Annotated in this window: 17 protein-coding genes; 9 read left to right on the top strand and 8 right to left on the bottom strand. The window is 71.7% G+C overall.

The genetic code is table 11. The annotated features are described in order from the left end of the window. Positions 1-104 precede the first annotated feature (104 nt). Together ACFFXY_RS00855 and ACFFXY_RS00850 are read right to left on the bottom strand one after the other, a co-directional pair. The gene (locus tag ACFFXY_RS00855) at positions 105-1,097 is read right to left on the bottom strand and encodes a polyprenyl synthetase family protein (protein ID WP_382344949.1); all 993 of its coding nucleotides are present in this window, start codon (positions 1,095-1,097) and stop codon (positions 105-107) included. A 79-nt stretch (positions 1,098-1,176) separates the two neighbouring features. Beyond that, on the bottom strand, positions 1,177-2,307 hold the full coding sequence (locus ACFFXY_RS00850) for an MFS transporter (protein WP_382344947.1): 1,131 nt from the start codon (positions 2,305-2,307) through the stop codon (positions 1,177-1,179). Positions 2,308-2,905: 598 nt separating this feature from the next. Between ACFFXY_RS00850 and ACFFXY_RS00845 the strand changes: the two genes are divergently transcribed. Then, positions 2,906-3,646: an IclR family transcriptional regulator gene (locus ACFFXY_RS00845; RefSeq protein WP_382344945.1), complete on the top strand. Its 741-nt coding sequence runs from the start codon at positions 2,906-2,908 to the stop codon at positions 3,644-3,646. Between the two features lie 78 nt (positions 3,647-3,724). Next, the gene (locus tag ACFFXY_RS00840; protein ID WP_382344943.1) at positions 3,725-4,927 is read left to right on the top strand and encodes a hypothetical protein; all 1,203 of its coding nucleotides are present in this window, start codon (positions 3,725-3,727) and stop codon (positions 4,925-4,927) included. A gap of 63 nt (positions 4,928-4,990) precedes the next feature. Here the strand turns inward: ACFFXY_RS00840 and ACFFXY_RS00835 are convergent, their stop codons facing one another. The 4 genes from ACFFXY_RS00835 to ACFFXY_RS00820 form a co-directional block, all read right to left on the bottom strand. Continuing rightward, positions 4,991-6,013 carry a 2-oxoacid:ferredoxin oxidoreductase subunit beta gene (locus ACFFXY_RS00835; protein ID WP_382344941.1) on the bottom strand — a complete coding sequence of 341 codons (1,023 nt, stop codon included), beginning with the start codon at positions 6,011-6,013 and terminating at the stop codon, positions 4,991-4,993. Next, positions 6,006-7,862, bottom strand: coding sequence for a 2-oxoacid:acceptor oxidoreductase subunit alpha (locus ACFFXY_RS00830; protein ID WP_382344939.1), 1,857 nt, complete (start codon positions 7,860-7,862; stop codon positions 6,006-6,008). Before ACFFXY_RS00830 ends, ACFFXY_RS00835 begins: the two co-directional genes overlap by 8 nt. A gap of 332 nt (positions 7,863-8,194) precedes the next feature. Beyond that, positions 8,195-9,100 (bottom strand): hypothetical protein, encoded by a 906-nt coding sequence (locus ACFFXY_RS00825; RefSeq protein WP_382344937.1) that lies wholly within the window; start codon positions 9,098-9,100, stop codon positions 8,195-8,197. Further along, positions 9,097-9,717 carry an RNA polymerase sigma factor gene (locus ACFFXY_RS00820; RefSeq protein ID WP_382344935.1) on the bottom strand — a complete coding sequence of 207 codons (621 nt, stop codon included), beginning with the start codon at positions 9,715-9,717 and terminating at the stop codon, positions 9,097-9,099. Before ACFFXY_RS00820 ends, ACFFXY_RS00825 begins: the two co-directional genes overlap by 4 nt. Positions 9,718-10,157: 440 nt before the next feature. Between ACFFXY_RS00820 and ACFFXY_RS00815 the strand changes: the two genes are divergently transcribed. From ACFFXY_RS00815 to ACFFXY_RS00795, 5 genes are all read left to right on the top strand, one after another. Then, complete coding sequence (locus tag ACFFXY_RS00815) at positions 10,158-10,526, top strand: NADH-quinone oxidoreductase subunit A (RefSeq protein WP_359952516.1); 369 nt, start codon at positions 10,158-10,160, stop codon at positions 10,524-10,526. A 38-nt stretch (positions 10,527-10,564) separates the two neighbouring features. Continuing rightward, entirely contained in the window at positions 10,565-11,044 is a 480-nt protein-coding gene (locus ACFFXY_RS00810; RefSeq protein ID WP_106363446.1) for an NADH-quinone oxidoreductase subunit B, read from the top strand. Next, positions 11,041-11,580: an NADH-quinone oxidoreductase subunit C gene (locus ACFFXY_RS00805; protein WP_382344933.1), complete on the top strand. Its 540-nt coding sequence runs from the start codon at positions 11,041-11,043 to the stop codon at positions 11,578-11,580. Before ACFFXY_RS00810 ends, ACFFXY_RS00805 begins: the two co-directional genes overlap by 4 nt. Then, positions 11,570-12,523 (top strand): complex I subunit 1/NuoH family protein, encoded by a 954-nt coding sequence (locus ACFFXY_RS00800; RefSeq protein WP_382344931.1) that lies wholly within the window; start codon positions 11,570-11,572, stop codon positions 12,521-12,523. The genes ACFFXY_RS00805 and ACFFXY_RS00800 overlap by 11 nt, the downstream gene beginning before the upstream one ends. A gap of 74 nt (positions 12,524-12,597) precedes the next feature. Beyond that, a complete protein-coding gene (locus ACFFXY_RS00795; RefSeq protein WP_382344929.1) occupies positions 12,598-14,598 on the top strand; it encodes a transglycosylase domain-containing protein in 2,001 nt (666 codons plus the stop codon). A 56-nt stretch (positions 14,599-14,654) separates the two neighbouring features. Here ACFFXY_RS00795 and ACFFXY_RS00790 read toward each other — a convergent pair whose 3' ends face one another. Together ACFFXY_RS00790 and ACFFXY_RS00785 are read right to left on the bottom strand one after the other, a co-directional pair. Beyond that, positions 14,655-14,960 (bottom strand): FmdB family zinc ribbon protein, encoded by a 306-nt coding sequence (locus tag ACFFXY_RS00790; RefSeq protein WP_382344927.1) that lies wholly within the window; start codon positions 14,958-14,960, stop codon positions 14,655-14,657. A 97-nt stretch (positions 14,961-15,057) separates the two neighbouring features. Beyond that, positions 15,058-15,603 carry a 5-formyltetrahydrofolate cyclo-ligase gene (locus tag ACFFXY_RS00785; protein WP_382344925.1) on the bottom strand — a complete coding sequence of 182 codons (546 nt, stop codon included), beginning with the start codon at positions 15,601-15,603 and terminating at the stop codon, positions 15,058-15,060. A gap of 159 nt (positions 15,604-15,762) precedes the next feature. Between ACFFXY_RS00785 and ACFFXY_RS00780 the strand changes: the two genes are divergently transcribed. Together ACFFXY_RS00780 and ACFFXY_RS00775 are read left to right on the top strand one after the other, a co-directional pair. Further along, positions 15,763-17,709 carry a diguanylate cyclase gene (locus ACFFXY_RS00780; protein ID WP_382344923.1) on the top strand — a complete coding sequence of 649 codons (1,947 nt, stop codon included), beginning with the start codon at positions 15,763-15,765 and terminating at the stop codon, positions 17,707-17,709. Positions 17,710-17,863: 154 nt separating this feature from the next. Next, positions 17,864-18,754 (top strand): UTP--glucose-1-phosphate uridylyltransferase, encoded by an 891-nt coding sequence (locus tag ACFFXY_RS00775; RefSeq protein WP_382344921.1) that lies wholly within the window; start codon positions 17,864-17,866, stop codon positions 18,752-18,754. Positions 18,755-18,791: the final 37 nt, after the last annotated feature.

The raw sequence follows: 18,791 nt of genomic DNA, 5'->3' as shown, positions 1-18,791 counted from the left end.
TGTCGGAACCTGGGAGGACGCCCTCACGAGGGCGGCGCCTTGAACCATAGCGAACCAGGACAACAACCGGGCAACGGGTGCGCGGCAGAACACACCCGGTCCGGTCAGGCGTCGCGCTCGATCATGTAGTCGCAGATGTCGACCAGGGCGTTGCGGGCCGGGCCCTCGGGGAGGGCCGCGGCGAGGGCGCGGGCCCTGGCCTGGTACTGGTGGAGGGTGTCTTTTGCCTGCTCAAGGGCGTGTGAGGCGCGCAGGAGCGTGAGGGTCTCCTCCAAGTCCTCCTCGGCGACGGGGCCCGAGACGAGTTCGCGCAGGCGCGCCCCGGCGGGGTCGTCGTCGGCGAGGGCGTAGAGGACCGGGAGGGTCGGGACGCCTTCGAGGAGGTCGGTGCCGGGGGTCTTGCCGGAGGCGTCGGAGGCCGAGGCGATGTCGATGATGTCGTCGGCGATCTGGAACGCGACCCCGATGACCTCGCCGTACTCCTCCGCGACCGCGGTGACGGCCTCGTCGGCGCCGCCGAACCAGGCGCCGAACTTCGCGCACGTGGAGATGAGCGACCCGGTCTTCTCCGAGAGGATGCCCAGGTGCCACTCGACGGCGTCGATGCCCTCGGGCCGCGGCATGGTCTCGTTGATCTGGCCGCGCACGAGGCGCGCGAAGGTCGCGGCCTGGAGGCGCACGGCCTCCGTGCCGAGGTCGGCCATGATCTGGGCGGCCTGGCTGAACAGGTAGTCGCCGGTGAGGATCGCGACGGAGTTGTCCCAGCGGGCGTTGGCGCTGGGGGCGCCGCGGCGCACGGGGGCCTCGTCCATGACGTCGTCGTGGTAGAGCGTCGCCAGGTGGGTCAGCTCCAGGGCGACGGCCGCCTCCAGGATGTTCGGGCGGTCGGGGTCGCCCAGGTGCGCGCACGCGAGGGTGAGCATGGGGCGGAAGCGCTTCCCGCCGGCGCGGATGAGGTGCGACCCGGACTGGCGCAGCAGCGGCTGCTCGGTGTCGACGGCTTTGAGCAGTCGCTCCTCGACGAGGTCGAGCGAAGCGCCGATCGCCTCGGCGAACGTCTCGTCGGTAAAGGTCAGCGCGGTCTGTCGGGTGGTCACCACAGCCTCACCTTATCGTGTTGCGGTGCCGGACGAGACGGGGCGGGATCGGGAGTCGCCCGGACCGCAGTCAGGAACGTCAATGCCGGGACCCCGCGAAGAGCGTGCTGCCCGCGACGATGAACAGCGCCGACAGCGCCATCGACGCCGCGACCGCGATCCACCCGGCGCCCCAGCCGAAGTGGTCGGCGACGAGCCCGAACGAGATGGGCCCGACGGCGCCGCCGAGGAAGATCCCCGTCTGCGTCACCGAGGTCGCCACCGCGGGCGCGTCGGGGTACCGGCTGGTCACCGCGTGGTTCATGAGCCCCGGCCAGGCCCACCCGAACGCGTAGGCCGCCACGGTCCCCAGCGGCAGCAGCCACGGCAGCTCGAACAGGAACGTCGCCACCCCGGCCGCCCCGGTGAGCAGCATGGCCGTGATGACCAGGAACTCCCGGCCCGTCCCGCGGTCGCCGACCGCGCCGAACGCGGTGCGCCCGACGACCCCGGCGATGCCGCCGATCATGAGGACCAGGCCCGCATAGCTCTCGGACCCGCCGATGTCCACGGTGTACGTCGTCAGGAACGAGCCGATCGGCGTGGCCGCGGTCGCGCCGAGGAACGTCGCCACCGCGAACACCAGGAGCTGCGAGTCGAACGCCTTCGCGCCGGGCACCTTCGGGCGCGTCGCGGGCCGCCCGAGCCCCGCCAGGGGGATCAGCGCCGCGAGCACCAGCGCCGCGCCGAACACGAACGCCCACCGCCACCCCAGCGTCAGCGCCACGACCGGGACGCTGAGCCCGCCGAGCATGATGCACAGCGGCACCGACGCCTGCTTGGCGCCGAACAGGAGCCCCCTGCGGCCCTCCGGCGCCCACTCGGTGAGGACCGTGTTGGACGCGAGCTGCCCGAGCCCGTTCGCGGGCGCGCACAGCACCAGGAACGCCGTCAGCGCCGCCGGGTGGTGCGCGAAGCCCGCGACCCCCAGCAGGGCCGTCGCCGAGAGCCCCACGGCCACACGGGCGGTCACGAGCGCACCGAAGCGGTCCACGAGCCGTCCGGAGGGGACGGTGGTGAGCGCCGAGACCGCGAAGTACAGCCCCGAGATGAGCCCGATCGCGCTGACGCCCATCCCCAGCTCGTCCGAGATCTGCACCGCCAGCCCGCCGAACAGGAACAGCGGCAGCACGGCCGCGACCTGGACGCTCATGGCGGCCGTGATCGTCACGGAGGTCCTGGGTCTGGATGGCGCTTGCAGGGCTGGGGGCACGGCGGCAACCGTACTCCAACGCGAGGAACGCGCCCAGAATGTGTTCACATCGAGGGAAACGCGGCGTGCGTTCACGGATTCGGGTGACTTGTCTTGACTCGCACACTCAGCGTGTGCGACGGTTGAACCCGGTGTCACCGAGTGGCGCCGGCCGGGACCTCCCGCGAATCGCCATGCGCCGCAAGGACATGCGAAACGCGGCGGCCCTGGTGGGAGGGAGCCGCCGCGTTTCGGTTATTCGTATGTCCGCGGCTTCGGCGAGGAAGTTTGGTGGGGACTCGACGCCGCCGCCGCGGTTTGTCCGCGGTCGGCCGGAGCCGATTCGCGAACGGTGCTGACACATCGATACTGCCCTGTATGCGACGGAGACGCAACCGGCTGTTGTTTATATAGTTAGATCACGGCCGATCCGGTGGGCGCCCCGCGGCGCCACGGCCATCGGATCACGGTGTGCAATTGGAGCGACGGTATGGTGGACCGGCAGCGACCAGGGGTTTCTTCGCAGGACGCCCGGGGTGCGGACCCCAGCGCGACCCCGCGCCAGGAACCGACCAAATTGATCCAGAGCGTCCAACGCGCACTGCGCATCATGGAGCTCGTGGGCCGCCACGCCGACGGCGTCTCGGCCCCCCGCATCGCCTTCGAGTGCGGCCTCAACCGCGCCACCGCCTACAACCTCCTGCGGACCCTCGTCTACGAGGGCTACCTGCGCCGCGACGGCGAGGGCCGCTACTCGCTCGGCCTGGAGGTCTCCGACCGCTACTCCGAGCTCACGCGCGCCATCTCGGGCCCCAAGACCTGCGGCGACTACATGCGCAAGGTCTCCGCCGAGACCGGATACTCCACGTTCGTGGCCCGCTTCGTGGAGGACCGCCCCGCGGTCACCGAGGTCATCGAGGGCAACCGCAGCCCGCACGTGGAGGACCTCATCGTCGGCTTCGACGACGGCGCCCACGCCACCGCCCTCGGCAAGGCCCTCCTCGCGACCCTGCGCCCCGACGACCGCGCCCGCTTCCTGCGCGCCGCGGGCATGCGCCGCTTCACCGGCCGCACCCTCGTCGAACCCGACGCGTTCGAGCACGACCTCGCCGTCGGCGACGAGTCCGGCGTCTACGCCGAACTCGGCCAGTTCAAAGCCGGCGTCGCCTGCGCCGGGGTCGTGGTCCGCCGCGACGGCAACCCCTCCGAGCGCGTCGTCTTCGCGGTCGCCATGCCGCTCGGCGACATCCGCGAATCCTGGCAGCGCATGTCCGCGCGCCTGCGCGAGGCCGCCGCCGAACTGCAACCGCTCGTCTGAGGCAACCACAGGCCCCGTACCGCGCGTACCTCAAGAGTCGACTGCCTACGACTTCCCTTGAGAGGAACGCGGACACCTATGCAACCGAAGCTCCGGACCGCAGGAGCCCTCTGCGCCGCCCTCGCCCTGGCCGCCGCTGCCTGCACCGAGGACCCTGGAGGCGGCTCCGAGGCCGAAGGCCCCGCCGCCGGCGAGGTCTTCGAGGAGGACCGCCTCCTCACCATGGTCAACGAGAGCAACCGTCTCCTGGCCGAACTGGAGAACACCGAGCAGCGGATCGTCCTCGCCTGCCTCGACCGCGAGGGCTTCGACGTCCACGACCAGTTCTGGTTCGACACCGCCGAGCCCGTGGAGGAGGACGCGCTCTACAACGAGGGCGACTGGGGGAACTGGCTGCCGACCTCCGAGGAGGCCGCCATGTACGGCCTCGGGATGTGGGCCTGGTCCACCGAGGGCGCCTCGGACCCCGAGCTGGAGGCCTACTCCGACTACGCGGGACTCGCCCTCGGCGAGGACGACATGGGCGGCCTCGGCGGCGACGTCGACCTGCCCGACAACTCGGCGTTCGAGGCGCTCGCCCCTGAGGACCAGTACGCCTGGTACGTCGCCTTCTACGGCGAGGCCACCGCGATCGACGAGGTCGGGTACCTCCTCGGCGAGGACGCTCCCGAGCCGACGAACACCGGGGGCGACGAGGAGATCGACCTCGGCGGCGACTTCGACTACGTGCAGCCCGAACCGGGCGGATGCCAGCGGGAGATGATCGACGCCCTCTACGGCGACCCCCAGCTTGTGGAGGACCCCGAGGGCCAGGAGTACCGCTCCGCGAACTGGTCCTGGCGCCCGGTCAACCCGATCGACGACTTCGCGGCGACCGATGCGGCCAACCTCGCCTACGAAGAGGCGCTGGCCCCGGTCAAGGACGAGCTGCTCAACTGCCTCGAAGGCAAGGGCCGCCTCGACTGGGAGTTCGACGAGGAGGGCTACCTCCCCCTGAGCGACTACTTCACCGAGCTCTACGAGGGCTCCGTGGACGTCCACGACCACCCCGACCTCCCCGGCGACGCGCCCACTGGTTACGAGGGCAAGAAGGAGTACGAGATCGCCTTCGCGGTCGACCTGGCCGCGTGCGGCGACGAGACCGGCTACCGGGAGGCCGCCGAGGAGGAGTGGGCCGTCTCCCGCAACGACCTGTACCTGTCGATCGAGGTCGCGACCTACGTCTGGCAGGACGAGGTCCGCGCGGCCCTGGAGAAGGCCCAAGAGGTCCTCGAAGCCTGAACGGGCGCATGAGCAAGCGGCCGGGCCCCACCGGGCCCGCCCGCTCACTCGCCTTGCAGCGCTTTACAGCACGGTCCAGGTGTCCCCGCCGTGCAGGAGCCGGTCGAGGGCCTCCTTGCGGTCGACGCCGGCCGCGGCCTCGTCGACCTGGGTGCGCACGCCCTTGTCGTACGTGGGCCGCTTGACGGAGCGGAACACGCCGATCGGGGTGTGGTCGAGGGCGATGCCGGAGAGGCGCGAGAGCGCGAACGCGTACGCGGGGTCCTCCACGTCGGCCTTGTGGACCACGACCTCGGACTCGTCCACCTCGGACGCGTCCTTCACCTGGAGCCCGTACCCGGACTGCACGACGACCTTGTCGCCGAAGCGGATCGGCTCGCCGTCCCGGAGGCGGATGATCGCCTCGTCGCGGGTGTCGGGGTTCTTCAGGATCTCGAAGGCGTTGTCGTTGAAGATCGGGCAGTTCTGGTAGATCTCCACGAACGCCGAGCCCTCGTGCTCGGCGGCGGCGCGGAGCACCTCGTGCAGGTGCGCGCGGTCGGAGTCCAGGGTCCGGGCCACGAACGTGGCCTCGGAGCCGAGCGCGAGCGACAGCGGGTTGAACGGGGCGTCGACCGAGCCCATGGGGCTGGACTTGGTGAGCTTGCCCGGCTCGGAGGTGGGGGAGTACTGGCCCTTGGTGAGCCCGTAGATCCGGTTGTTGAACAGGAGGATCTTCAGGTTCACGTTGCGGCGCAGCGCGTGGATGAGGTGGTTGCCGCCGATCGACAGGGCGTCGCCGTCGCCGGTGACGACCCACACAGACAGGTCCGGGCGGGAGACCGCCAGGCCGGTGGCGATGGCCGGGGCGCGGCCGTGGATCGAGTGGATGCCGTACGTGTTCAGGTAGTACGGGAACCGCGAGGAGCAGCCGATGCCGGAGACGAACGCGATGTTCTCGCGCTCCAATCCCAGCTCGGGCAGGAACGACTGGACCGCGGCCAGGATGGCGTAGTCGCCGCACCCGGGGCACCAGCGCACCTCCTGGGTCGACTTGAAGTCCTTGGCCTTCAGCTTGGGGGCGTCCAGCTTCACCGCGTCAGCCATTCTTGATGACCTCCTCCAGGGCGTCAGTCAGTTCGTTGGAGGTGAACGGCAGGCCGCGCACCTTGTTGTAGCCGACCACGTCGGTGCCGGGGAAGTTGCCGCGCAGCAGCAGCGCGAGCTGGCCCAGGTTCATCTCGGGGACGACGACCTTGTCGTACTGCTCAAGCACGTGGGCCGTGTTGCGCGGCATCGGGTTGAGGTAGCGCAGGTGCGCGCGGGCGATCGAGGCGCCCTTCTCGCGCAGGGCCCGCACTGCCGCGCCGATCGGGCCCCACGTGGAGCCCCAGCCGAGCACGAGGACGTTCGCGTCGCCGGTCGGGTCGTCCACCTCCAGGTCCGGGACCTCGACGCCGGCGATCTTCGCGGCGCGGGTGCGGACCATGTGGTCGTGGTTGATCGGGTCGTAGGAGATGTCGCCGGTGCCGTCGGCCTTCTCGATGCCGCCGATGCGGTGCTGGAGGCCGGGCGTGCCGGGGACGGCCCACGGCCGCGCGAGCGTCACCGGGTCGCGCTGGAACGGCAGGAAGATCTCCTCGCCCTTGGCGTCCACGGCGTTCGGCTCGGTCGCGAACTCCACGGACAGGTCCGGGAGGTCGGCGAGCTCGGGGAGCTTCCACGGCTCGGCGCCGTTGGCGATGTACCCGTCCGACAGGACCATGACGGGCGTCCGGTAGGTCAGCGCGATGCGCGCCGCCTCCAGCATGATGTCGAAGCAGTCGGAGGGCGACTGCGGCGCGAGGACCGCGATCGGGGCCTCGCCGTGGCGGCCGAACATGGCCATCACGAGGTCGGCCTGCTCGGTCTTGGTCGGCATGCCCGTGGAGGGTCCGGCGCGCTGCACGTCCACGACGACGAGCGGCAGCTCCAGCGACACGGCGAGCGAGATCGTCTCGGACTTGAGCGCGATGCCGGGGCCCGAGGAGGTGGTGACGCCGAGCGCCCCGCCCCACGAGGCGCCCAGGGCCGCGCCCACGGCCGCGATCTCGTCCTCGGCCTGGACCGTGGTCACGCCGAACCGCTTGTGCTTGGACAGCTCGTGGAGGATGTCGCTGGCGGGGGTGATCGGGTACGCGCCCAGGAACACCGGCAGGCCCGAGGCGACGCCCGAGGCGGTGATGCCCCACGCGAGGGCGGTGTTCCCGGTGATGTTCCGGTAGGTCCCGGCGGCGAGCTTCGCCGGCGGGATCTCGAACCTGACGGCGAACGCCTCGGCGGTCTCGCCGTAGTTCCACCCGGCCCGGAGCGCGGCGATGTTCGCCTCGGCGATCACGGGCTTGGCCTTGAACTTGCCGCGGAGGAACTCCTCGGTGGCCTCGGTGGGCCGCGAGTACATCCACGACACCAGGCCCAGCGCGAACATGTTCTTGGACCGCTCGGCGTCCTTCTTCGACACCTCGTGCTCGGCGAGCGCGCCGATCGTGAGGGTCGCGAGGGCCACCGGGTACACCTGGTAGTCGTCGAGCGAGCCGTCTTCGAGCGGGTTGTCGTCGTACCCGACCTTGGTGAGGTTCCGCTTGGTGAACTCGTCGGTGTTCACGACGATGGTGCCGCCGGGCTTGAGGTCGCGCAGGTTCGCCTTGAGCGCGGCCGGGTTCATCGCGATGAGCACCTCGGGCTGGTCGCCCGGGGTGAGGATGTCGGTGTCCGCGAAGTGGATCTGGAAGCTCGACACGCCCGGGAGGGTCCCGGCGGGCGCCCGGATCTCGGCGGGGTAGTTCGGGAGGGTCGACAGGTCGTTGCCGAGCTTGGCGGTCTCCGCGGTGAAGCGGTCACCGGTGAGCTGCATCCCGTCGCCGGAGTCCCCTGCGAAGCGGATGACGACCCGGTCGAGCTGCCGGACGGTGTTCACCTAGTTCTCCTCTTGCTGGGGCGCGCAGGGACTGCGGCTTCGGTCCCGGCGGAGACGGGCTCCGCCGCTGCTTCAACGGCGGGTCCCCGCCATGTCTTACTTGCGATGCTACGCGGGCGCGCGGCGGCGGTGCCAACCCCGCGCGGCGGGCGCGATGTAGGCGACACCACTCGGTGCGATACCTCTCACTGTATGGGAACGACGGCCGGTTTCAGTGACCTGGACCTCTCGTTTCGGCTGTCCGGGGCGGTGTCCCGTCCCCGGGAGCCCGTCCCGGATGCTGGGCGCGCGCGGCGCGCGGCGGTGGTGAGGGAGGCTCGCGCGGGGGCCCGTCAGGACCCGCCCGCGCCTGTCGTCCCGGACGTCGCGGCGTCGGTCGTCGGCGTCTCGGAGGGCGCCGAGGACGTGGTGGTCGCGGAGTCCGTCGGCTCGGCGCTGGCGCCCTCGTCCACGGGCGCGAACACCAGCTCCTCGGGGTCCCACGCGAACGACGCCGTCCACGGCTCGTCCAGTTCGTCCACGCCCGTCACGGTCACGACCCCGGTCTCCGCCGCGGTCACGGTCTCGGGGACGCGGAGCTCTTCGCCGGGCTGCCACACCCAGCCGAAGGACGCCAGCACGGGCGCGCCCTCGTCCTCGGCGGCGGCGAACGCCGCGACGCCGGTCAGCTCGCCGCACGTGAGCGCCAGGAGCGTGTCCTTCTCGCCGTCCAGGTCCACGTCGCCTTCGGCGGCGAACGCGATGCTCCAGCCGGTGTCCCCGGTGATCTCCCAGGACTCGAAGTCCGCGTCCTGGAGGCCCGGCGCGCACTCCTCGGCCCAGTCGCCGGTGAACGGCCCCTGGACGAGCAGGGCCTCGATGTCGTCGGCGGGCGGGGACGGCGCGAACGTGGTCGCCTCGCCGTCGTCGATCCCGCCGCTCGCGGGGCCGCCGGGGGAGGCGGAGGGTCCGTCGCCGGACTCGGTGTTCGAGACGGGCCCGTCCACGGACCCGGTCGGGTCCGGTTCGCCCTTGAGCGGCCCGAGGGTCTGCGCGACGGCGAAGCCGCCCGCGGTGACCGCGGTGCACGCGCCCACGACCGCGGCGAGCGACACGAGGCGCCGGCGCCGCAGGGCGGCCGGGCCGCGCATGATGAGCTCGTCGACCGGCGGGGGCGGGAACTGCGCGGCGGACTCCGCCTTCAGGCTCCGGAACGCCGCCGCGACCGTCTCGTGGTCGCGATCGAAATCGGAACTCATGAGCGGTCCTCCTTCACGGAAGATCGGCGGGCGGCGGGGCGGGGGACCCGGGCGCCGCGGCGGATGCGGATCGGCATGGTGTCGGGGTCGGCCGCGGCCTCTGCCTTGAGGGCCGTGGTCCGGATGGCCGCGGTGTCGTCGGACCGGTCGGCGAGGAGCGCGGCCAGCTCCTTGCGCCCGCGGTGCAGCCAGGACTTGACGGTGCCCTCGCGGGCCCCGGTCTCCTCGGCGATCGCGCTGATCGTCATGTCCGCCATGTAGTGCATGACGAGGGCCTGGCGGCGCTTGTGCGGGACCTGCTTGAGCGCGGCGACGAGCGCGACGTGGTCGGGGCTCGCGGCCGGGGCGGGCTCGGGGGCCTGCGACTTCTGGAGGAACTTGCGCGCCACCTGGTTGCGGCGGTGGCGGCTGGTGGCGAGGTTCCACGCGACGCGGCGCACCCACGCGACCGGCTCCTCGTACCCGCCGACCTTGTCCCAGCGCTGCCACGCCCGCAGGAACGCCTCCTGGACGAGGTCCTGGGCCTCGGTGGCGTCCCCGAGATAGGCGCACACCTGCGCGGCGAGCTCCGAGAAGTGGCTCTCGTAGAGGTCGGTGAACTCCGCCTCCGTTCGCACATCCGCTCCTGCGCAGGTAGGGGAAACTAGGGCATTCAACGGGCCCTGATGCTCGTGCCCGGCGGCAACCATTGTCGCTTTCGCGCAGTCGGAGACACGAGGGGGGGTCGCCATGTCGACAATACTGTCAGCGACGGTTCCGCGGGGTCCCCGGCGGCCGTCCGGCGCCCACTCGCCGACGACCTCGGCGAACTCGGCGTCCAGGACCGCGGCGTCGACCGGGCGGATCGTCGGTGCGCTGGCAGCGGTCACGGGCCGTGACCCCCTTCCGAAGTGTCAGCTTGCGTTCGCGGGTGTACAGCTTCAACACGTGTGTGAGTGCCGCTCGGTTGCGGCGTGCGCAGGGGAGATCCGCGTCAACCGCTCGCCGTCCGCGCTTCGGCGGCGAATCCGGCGCGCACGGGTATCGCCGGACCCCTTCGCGGCATTAGGGTGTCGATATGGACACCTCCCGCCTGGGCGAGTACGCCGTCTTCGGCGTCCTGCTGCTGGCCGGCTTCGCGTTCGTGGCCGCCGCCATGGCGGCCAACGCGGTCCTGCGCCCCAGCGCCCCTTCGAAGGCCAAGGGCTCGACGTACGAGTGCGGCGTCGACCCGGTGGGGAAGGACTGGGCCCAGGTCCAGATCCGCTACTACGTCTACGCGTTCCTGTTCGTGCTCTTCGCGGTCGAGGCCGTGTTCCTGTTCCCGTGGGCCGCGGTCTTCCGCGCCTTCGGGGCCGCGGCGGCCGTGGAGATGGGCGTGTTCGTCGGCGTCCTGGCCCTCGGCCTCGCGTACGCCTGGCGCAAGGGGGTCCTGCGGTGGCGGTGAAGCTCCCGTTCCCGTCCAGGCCCGGCGAGAGTGCCGGGATCGTCGGCGAGCCGATCCGGTTCGTCCTCAACTGGGGCCGCCGCTATTCCCTGTGGGTCTTCAACTTCGGCCTCGCGTGCTGCGCCATCGAGTTCATCGCCGCGTCGATGAGCCGCCACGACTTCATGCGCCTGGGCGTCATCCCCTTCGCGCACTCGCCGCGCCAGGCGGACCTCATGGTCGTCTCCGGCACCGTCACCGACAAGATGGCCCCGGCCATCAAGCGCCTCTACGACCAGATGCCCGAACCGAAGTACGTCATCTCCTTCGGCGCGTGCTCCAACTCCGGCGGCCCCTACTGGGACTCCTACTGCGTCACCAAGGGCGTCGACCAGATCATCCCCGTGGACGTCTACATCCCCGGCTGCCCGCCCCGACCCGAAGCGCTCCTGCACGGCATCGGCGAGCTCCAGAAGCAGATCGGCGCCGCCCCCCTGCGCAAACCCAGCCTGCGGCCGCTGCTGCGGAGGCCCGAATGACCTGGGACGAGCGGGTCCGCGAGGCCCTCGGCGTCGAGGAGACCGCGGCCGACGGCGCCCGCGCCGTCGCCGACGTCGCCCCCGAGGACTGGCACGAGTCGGTCCGCCGCTGCCGCGACGACCTCGGCTGCGACTTCTTCGACTGGCTCTCGGCCGTGGACGAGGGCCCCGAAGGACTCCGGCTCGTCGCCCACCTCTGGTCGATCGCCGAGAAGCGCGGCGTCCTCCTGCGCTCCGTGCTCGCCGGACCGGCCGCGCCCACCGTCACCGACCTCTACCCCGGCGCCGACTGGCACGAGCGCGAGACCCGCGAGATGTTCGGCCTCGACTTCCCCGGCCACCCCAACCCCGCCCCGCTGCTCCTCGCCCCCGAGTTCGAGGGCCACCCGCTGCGCAAGGACTTCGTGCTCGCCGCCCGCGTCGTCAAGCCCTGGCCCGGCGCGAAGGAGCCCGGCGAGGGCCACGGGACGGTCCGCAAGCGGGCCCCCAAGCGCCCGCCGGGCGTCCCCGAGGACTGGATGCGCGATGGCGCTTGAGATCGCGGTGAAAGTCGTCGCGGTCCTCGCCGCGTTCCTCGTCCTCCCGCTCGTGGTCGGCCAGACCGAGCACAAGCTCATGGCGCACATGCAGGGCCGCCTCGGCCCCATGCACGCCGGGCGCTTCCACGGCTGGGCCCAGCTCATCGCCGACGGCGTCAAGTTCGCGCAGAAGGAGGACCTCGTCCCCGACGCCGCCGACAAGCCCGTCTTCAAGCTCGCGCCCGCCGTCGCCCTCCTGCCGTACCTGCTGGTCCTCCTGTTCATCCCGCTCGGCCCCGGCGACCTCGTCGGCTCCTCGCTCGACATGGGGCTCTTCGTGGTCGTCGCGCTCGTCGGGGTCGGCGTCCTCGCGGTGCTCATGGCCGGGTGGTCCTCCGCGAACAAGTACACGCTCATCGGCGCGCTCCGCGGCGCCGCGCAGCTCATGGCCTACGAGCTCCCGCTGGTCCTCGCCGCCGCCTCGGTCGCCGTCGCCGCGGGCACCCTCAGCCTCCCCGCGATCGTCGACGCCTGGAACCCCTGGTGGCTCCTGTGGCAGGCCCCCGCGGCGCTCGTGTTCTTCACGGCCGGGCTCGCCGAGATCCGCCGCCCCCCGTTCGACGCGCCCGTCGCGGACTCCGAACTCGTCTTCGGCTACCTCACCGAGTACGCCGGGCTCCGCTTCGCGCTGCTGCTCCTCGCCGAGTACGTCGGCATCGTCGTGATCTCCGCGCTCACGACCGTGCTGTTCCTCGGCGGCTGGAAGGGCCCCGGGCCCGACTCGCTCGGGTGGCTCTGGACGCTGCTGAAGACCGGCGCGCTCGCGGCCGTCGTCATCTGGCTCCGCGTCGCCTGGCCACGCCTGCGCGTCGACCAGATCCAGGCCCTCTGCTGGAAGGGCCTGGTGCCGGTCGCGCTGGCGCAGCTCGTCCTCACCACCGCCGTCGCGCTCCTCATCTGAGGCCGGTTCCTCACGCTTCGTACTGTTTCGCACTGCCAGGCAACCGATCCGGTCGCGGCGCATGTCTACCCGGTATGGCAGGTCGACACGTGCTGCGCCGCATCCGCGCAACGAAGCCCAGGCGCCGGGGGCGCCGCCGCCTCATCGCCCTCGGGCTGGTCCTGGCGGTCCTCACCGGGGCCGCCGTGGTCGTCGGATCGGTGTTCTACGCGAGCGTGGACCTCCCCGAGGACCTCGACGCGGCCCTGAGCCAGGGCACCACCGTCTACTACTCCGACGGGGCCACCGTCATGGGCGAGCTGGCCGCCGAGCGACGCACGTCCGTGGGCCTCGACGCGATCGCCGACGACGTCCAGTGGGCGCTCGTCGCCGCCGAGGACGCCGGGTTCTACGACCACCCCGGCGTCGACTTCAAGGGCGTCATGCGCGCCCTCGTCAACAACGCCACCGGCGGCGACCGGCAGGGCGCCTCCACGCTCACGCAGCAGTACGTCGGCATGGTCGCCGACATCCGCGGCGACGGCTCCTACCTCCGCAAGGCCCGCGAGGCGGCCATGGCCATGAAGATGGAGGAGGAGTACTCGAAGGACGAGATCCTCAACCACTACCTCAACATCGTCTACTTCGGACGCGGCGCGTACGGGGTGGAGGCGGGCGCGCAGGCGTTCTTCGGCCAGTCCGCCGCCGACCTCTCGACCTCGCAGGCCGCGCTCCTGGTCGCGCAGATCAAGTCCCCCGACGGCCCCTACGACCCGCGCGACCCCTACGGCCAGGGCGGCAGCGTCGAGGAGGCGACCGACCGGTGGAACTACGTCCTCGACCAGATGGTCGCGGCCGGGACGCTCGACCGGGTCAAGCGCGACGCCCTCACCGGGCTCCCCGAGACCCTCGACCCCACCGACGACCCCGAGGGCCTGGGCCCCGAAGGCTTCGTCACCGACGGGTTCGTGCTCCGCGAGCTCGCCGACGCGGGGATCTCCACCGACGAGGTCCTGCGCGGCGGCTTCGCCGTCACCACCACCGTCGACGCCGACCTCCAGTCGATCCTCCTGGGCCGCACCGGCATCCGCGAGGTCGCCGACGACGAGTCCCTCGCCGCCGCGGCCGCCGCCGTCGAACCCGGCACCGGCGCGGTCCTGGCGTACTACGGCGGCGAGAACGGCGCGGGCCTCGACCTCGCCCACGACGTGGGCCACCTCCCGGGGACCGCGTTCAACACCGTCACCGCCGCGGCCGCGATCGACGCCGGGTTCGACCCGTACACCGCGACCCTCGACGGCACCTCCCCGCAGCGATTCGCCACCTACACCGACGAGGACGGCGAGCCGAAGGAACTGGTGAACACCGGCGGCCAGTCCGACCCGGAGCTCAGCATCGTCGAAGCGGTCCTTCACAAACTCGACACGCCCGTGTACGGGCTCGCGGAGCAGGTCGGCGCCGACACGGTCGCCGCGGCCGCCGAGGCCCTCGGCATCCGCCGCTTCTGGGACCCGCACGACCGCGACGAGCACGGCGTGGCCGCCGAGACCAGCCCGGACGCGGGCGGCTTCCAGCCCGACCTCGGCATCGGCGCCTACCCGGTCACCGTCCTCGACATGGCCTCGGCCTACGCGACGTTCGCCTCCGGCGGCACCGTCGCCGAGCCGTACTTCGTGGAGCGCGTCGAGGGCCCGGAGGGCACCGAGTACGAGGCCGAGCCGCAGACCTCCGCGAGCGGCCTCGGCCAGACCGCCCTGGGCGCGGTCAACGGGCCGCTCCTGGACTACGCCTGGGAGGTCTTCGGCGAGACCACCGGCTACGAGGTCGGCTCCAACGCCTCCCCGACCTGGCACGTCGGCACCTCCTACGGCCTGTCCCTCGCGGTCTGGGCCGGGGACGAGACCAAGGAAGGCGACGGCAGCTCCCCGCGCGGCACCCTCGCCGAGCAGATCTGGTGGGCCGCCATGAGCGAACGCCCCGACGCCTACCGCCACCCCCGCACCGAACCCCCGGGCGAGCGCGGCGTCGCCGACCCCAGCGCCGAGGCCGAGTCGAAGCAGGAGGAAGCGGGCGCGGACGCCCCGACCCAGGACTGAACACACCGGCGCCCGGCCGCATCGCGACCGGGCACCGGTGGAAAAACTCGTGGGGCCTACGCGGCCTTGGCGGAGTCCGACTTCGCCGCGGGCTTCGCGTCGGCCTTCTTCTCGGACTTGGTCTCGCTCTTCTTCGCGCCGTTCTTCGACCCGTTCGAGCCCAGCGACGAGGAGTCGGTGGAGCGCGAGTCGGTCCGGTAGAAGCCGCTGCCCTTGAAGGTGACGCCGACGTTCCCGAAGACCTTGCGGAGCGCGCCCTTGGCCTCGCAGTTCGGGCAGTCCGTCAATCGTGCTTCGGAGAACGACTGGTGTTTGTCGAACTCGTAACCGCACTCCTTGCAGCGGTATTCGTAGACAGGCACGTCCAACCTCCAGGACTTGACACGGGACCCGACCGACATTAGCAGTCAACGCCCACACCGGCGAAATCCATCCTGCGCAGGCGTGAGGCGTCAGCCACTACCGCAGTGACACGAATCCCTTCACCGGCGTCACCACGCCCGTGACCGGCCGGTCGTGCGGCTCGGCCGGGACCTGGACCCCGAACTCGCCCTCGCGCAGCAGCGCCACCACCGGCACGTCCGGCCCGACGCGGGCCAGCGCCCGGTCGTACGAGCCGCCGCCGCGCCCCAGCCGCGTCCCGTCGAGTGAGACGGCCAGGCCCGGGACGATCACGGCCGCGGCGTCCTCGATGCGCGCCGCCTCCCGCGGCGTCTCCTCGGTGCCCAGCGTCTCCCAGGCGAGGTCCCGGTCCGGCAGCAGCACCGGCAGCATCACCCGGTAGACCACCGCGAGCCGTTCGGGCAGTTCGGGTTCGAGCGTGCAGCCCGGCTCCGCGCCGAACGGCCGGTACGCCGCCACCGGGGCGCCCTCGTCCACCGCCTCGATGAGGAAGTCCCGCAACGCCTTCCACGTCGCCACGTCGGCGGCCGCGCGGGCCTCCCCGGGCATGGCCTTGCGCGCTCCGAGGAGCGCGCGGCGCGCCAACTGCTTGCTCTCATGCATGCGAATTCCCTCCGTCGGCATATGTCACCTGGAAGGATTCCCCTGAACAGGCGATCACACTCGTCCTTTCAGCCAGAGTGATGGAAAACGGGACGCCTTGTCGTGTCCGGTCAGTAGCTCTAGGTAGTCTTCTAAGGGAGTGAACTTGAGGGGGCTTCGGTGTCGCTGCGCTCACGGCTCACCACGGCGTTCCTCGTGGTGGTGCTCGGCCCGGTCCTGGTGGGGGCCGTCTTCGTCGCTGCCGTCATGTCCCACCTGGCGGACTCCCGCGGGGAGGCGTTGGCGAGCTCGGCGGTGACGTCCGTCGACTCCACCCTCGGCACGATCTGCGAGCGCATCCAGGCGTCGGCCGCGGTCGTGGCCCTGAGCCACAGTAGCGGCGGCAACGACGACGCGCTCGAAATGGCCCAGCTCGTGGTCGACCGCAAGGTCGTGGACGGCGTGGTCTTCACCGGCCTCCAGGACGCCGACTCCACCACCGGCCCCGACATCGGCTCGCCCGCCCCCGAGGGCGCCTGGGTCGACTGCGGCGAGGCCGCCGCCTACGCCGGGGCGGGCCCCATCGTCGCCCTCGGCGCGCAGGCCGAGGTCAAGAACGCCGACGGCACCACGGCCGTGTTCAGCGCCTTCCGGGTGGTCGACCAGGAGTTCCTCGGCCGCATCGCGCGGGTCGCCGACGCCGACCTGGTCCTCCTCGACGGCCGCGCCGAGCCGATGCGCGTCGGCGACGTGGACGCGGGCCGCTGGGACGCCACCGACTCGTTCCTGCCGCTGAGCATCGGCACGGTCGCCACCAGCGTCACCCCCATGTACTGGACCCTCGCCGCGATGGTCGCCGCCTCCGGCCTGTGCGCGGTCGGCCTGGCCGCGTGGCTCGCCCGCTCCACGACCCGCCCCCTCCACGAGCTCGCCGACGCCGCCGAGCGCGTCTCCGAGGGCGACCTGAACGTCCGCGTCCCCGTCCACGGCCGCGACGAGGTCGCCCACCTCGCGCTCGCGTTCAACCGCATGACCGCGCAGACCCAGTCGTACGTGAACGCCCTGACCGCCTCCCGCGACCAGATGCGCGGCCAGCTCGGCCGCCTCGGCCAGACCCTCACCGCGACCCTCGACCTCGACCGCATCCTGGAGGTCATCCTCGACACCGCCATGGTCACCGCGGGCGCCGAGGCCGGGGTCGTCATGCTCGTGGACGTCGACGACGCCGACCAGCTGCGCCAGCGGGCCGGCGAAGGGGACCTCGGCATCGACCAGCCCGCCACGATCCGCCTCGGCGAGGGCATCATCGGGTCCATCGCCGCGTCCGGCGCACCCGCGCACGGGCGCATCGCCGACGGCTTCTTCGAGGGCCGCCGCCGCGCCGACACCGAGCCCGACGCCCGCACGATCGTGGCCGTGCCCTTCGAGGGCCGCGCCCCCGCCGAGTCCGACGACCCGGGCGCCCCGCGCACCGAGTCCGGGGTCCTCGGCGTCCTCGTCCTCTACAACCGGATCGCCGGGGACGACTTCGAGCCCGGCGACGTCGACACGCTCCGCACCTTCGCCGGGCAGGCGTCCGTCGCCGTCGAGAACGTGCTCCTGCACCGCCAGGCCCAGCGCCTGAGCCTCACCGACCCGCTCACGGGCCTGTGGAACTACCGGTTCATGCAGACCTCGCTGCGCCGCGAGGCCGAGCGCTCCCGCCGCTACCAGCGGCCCTCCGCGCTCCTGGCGATCGACCTCGACCGGTTCAAGTCCGTGAACGACACGTACGGGCACCCCGTCGGCGACCAGGTCCTCACCGAGCTCGCCCGCCGCATCACCGGCCAGATCCGCGAAGTGGACCTCGCGTTCCGCCACGGCGGCGAGGAGTTCATGGTCCTGCTCCCCGAGACCGACGCGACCGGCGCGACCGCGGTCGCCGAGCGCCTGGGCCGCTCCGTCGCCGCCCGCCCCTTCAAGGTCAACGACGCCTCCGGCGGGCGCGAACTGCACGTCACCGTCTCCATCGGCGTCGCCGTCCTCGGCGAGCACGCCGACACCGCCGGAGAGATCCTCGCGGCCGCCGACGAGGCCCTCTACGCCGCGAAAGCCGCAGGACGCGACACATGGAGAGTGGCAGCCTGATGCGAAGCATCAGTCTGGTTCGGGGAAACGAGCGAAGCGAGTGGTCGGGCGGGGTGACGGGTGCGGGAGGGTGGCCTCCGTGTGAAGACCGTTCACCGTCTGTTCTCCAGGGTGGCCGAGACCTGACGGAGCGTGCCCACGATACCCTCGCCATATGCCAGATACCGCGCCCCGCGCCACGAAAGCAGTCATTCCCGTGGCGGGCAACGCCACCCGCTTCCTGCCGGTCACCAAGGCCGTCCCCAAGGAACTCCTCCCGATCGTCGACACGCCGGTCCTCCAGTACATCGTGGAGGAGGCCGCCGCCGCCGGGCTCGCCGACGTCGCGCTGGTGACCGCCCGCGGCAAGGACGCGATCACCGACTACTTCGACGTCCGCCCCGACCTCGAAGAGGCCCTCGCCGCCAAAGGCAAGGACGACGTCATCGCCGCCGTCAAGGCCCCCGAGCAGATCGCCGACGTCCACGCCATCCGCCAGGGCCGCGCCAAGGGCCTCGGCCACGCCGTCGGCCGCGCCGCCGCCCACGTCGGCGACGAGCCCTTCGCGGTCCTCCTCGGCGACGAGTTCTACGACGTGGACGACAAGCTCCTCCCGCGCATGATCGACCTCCAGAGCGAGACCGGCGGCATCGTCCTCGCCCTCCTGGAAGTCCCCGAGTCCGAGGTCTCCCGGTACGGCGTCGCCTCGGTCCGCTCCACCGACACGCCCGACATCGTCGAAGTCACCGGAATGGTCGAGAAGCCCGCCCGCGAGGACGCGCCGTCCAATCTCATCCTCATCGGACGCTACGTCCTGCCCGGCGCGATCTTCGCCGAACTCGACCGCACCGAGCCCGGCAGCGGCGGCGAAATCCAACTCACCGACGCCATGGACGCCATGCGCGCCAACGGAACCCCCGTCCACGCCGTGATCCTCCGGGGCCGCCGGTACGACACCGGGCAGCCCGTCGAGTACCTCCAGACCCTCGTCGAGCTCGCCAGCCGACGCGACGACTTGCCCGGCTTCAACGCCTGGCTGCGCGAATTCAGTGCGACACTGGACTGACCGCACCGCCGCCAGGCGGCGCATTCGAGTTTCTGAC

Source organism: Glycomyces mayteni (assembly GCF_042428885.1).
Classification (GTDB): domain Bacteria; phylum Actinomycetota; class Actinomycetes; order Mycobacteriales; family Micromonosporaceae; genus Glycomyces; species Glycomyces mayteni.
This window is presented reverse-complemented; position numbering and strand designations above follow the sequence as displayed.

Coding starts and splice junctions, on each gene's coding strand:
- ACFFXY_RS00840 (WP_382344943.1), top strand. CDS start 3,725: ATGCAACCGAAGCTCCGGACCGCAGGAGCCCTCTGCGCCGCCCTCGCC.
- ACFFXY_RS00835 (WP_382344941.1), bottom strand. CDS start 6,013: ATGGCTGACGCGGTGAAGCTGGACGCCCCCAAGCTGAAGGCCAAGGAC.
- ACFFXY_RS00825 (WP_382344937.1), bottom strand. CDS start 9,100: ATGAGTTCCGATTTCGATCGCGACCACGAGACGGTCGCGGCGGCGTTC.
- ACFFXY_RS00815 (WP_359952516.1), top strand. CDS start 10,158: ATGGACACCTCCCGCCTGGGCGAGTACGCCGTCTTCGGCGTCCTGCTG.
- ACFFXY_RS00805 (WP_382344933.1), top strand. CDS start 11,041: ATGACCTGGGACGAGCGGGTCCGCGAGGCCCTCGGCGTCGAGGAGACC.
- ACFFXY_RS00800 (WP_382344931.1), top strand. CDS start 11,570: ATGGCGCTTGAGATCGCGGTGAAAGTCGTCGCGGTCCTCGCCGCGTTC.
- ACFFXY_RS00795 (WP_382344929.1), top strand. CDS start 12,598: ATGGCAGGTCGACACGTGCTGCGCCGCATCCGCGCAACGAAGCCCAGG.
- ACFFXY_RS00785 (WP_382344925.1), bottom strand. CDS start 15,603: ATGCATGAGAGCAAGCAGTTGGCGCGCCGCGCGCTCCTCGGAGCGCGC.
- ACFFXY_RS00775 (WP_382344921.1), top strand. CDS start 17,864: ATGCCAGATACCGCGCCCCGCGCCACGAAAGCAGTCATTCCCGTGGCG.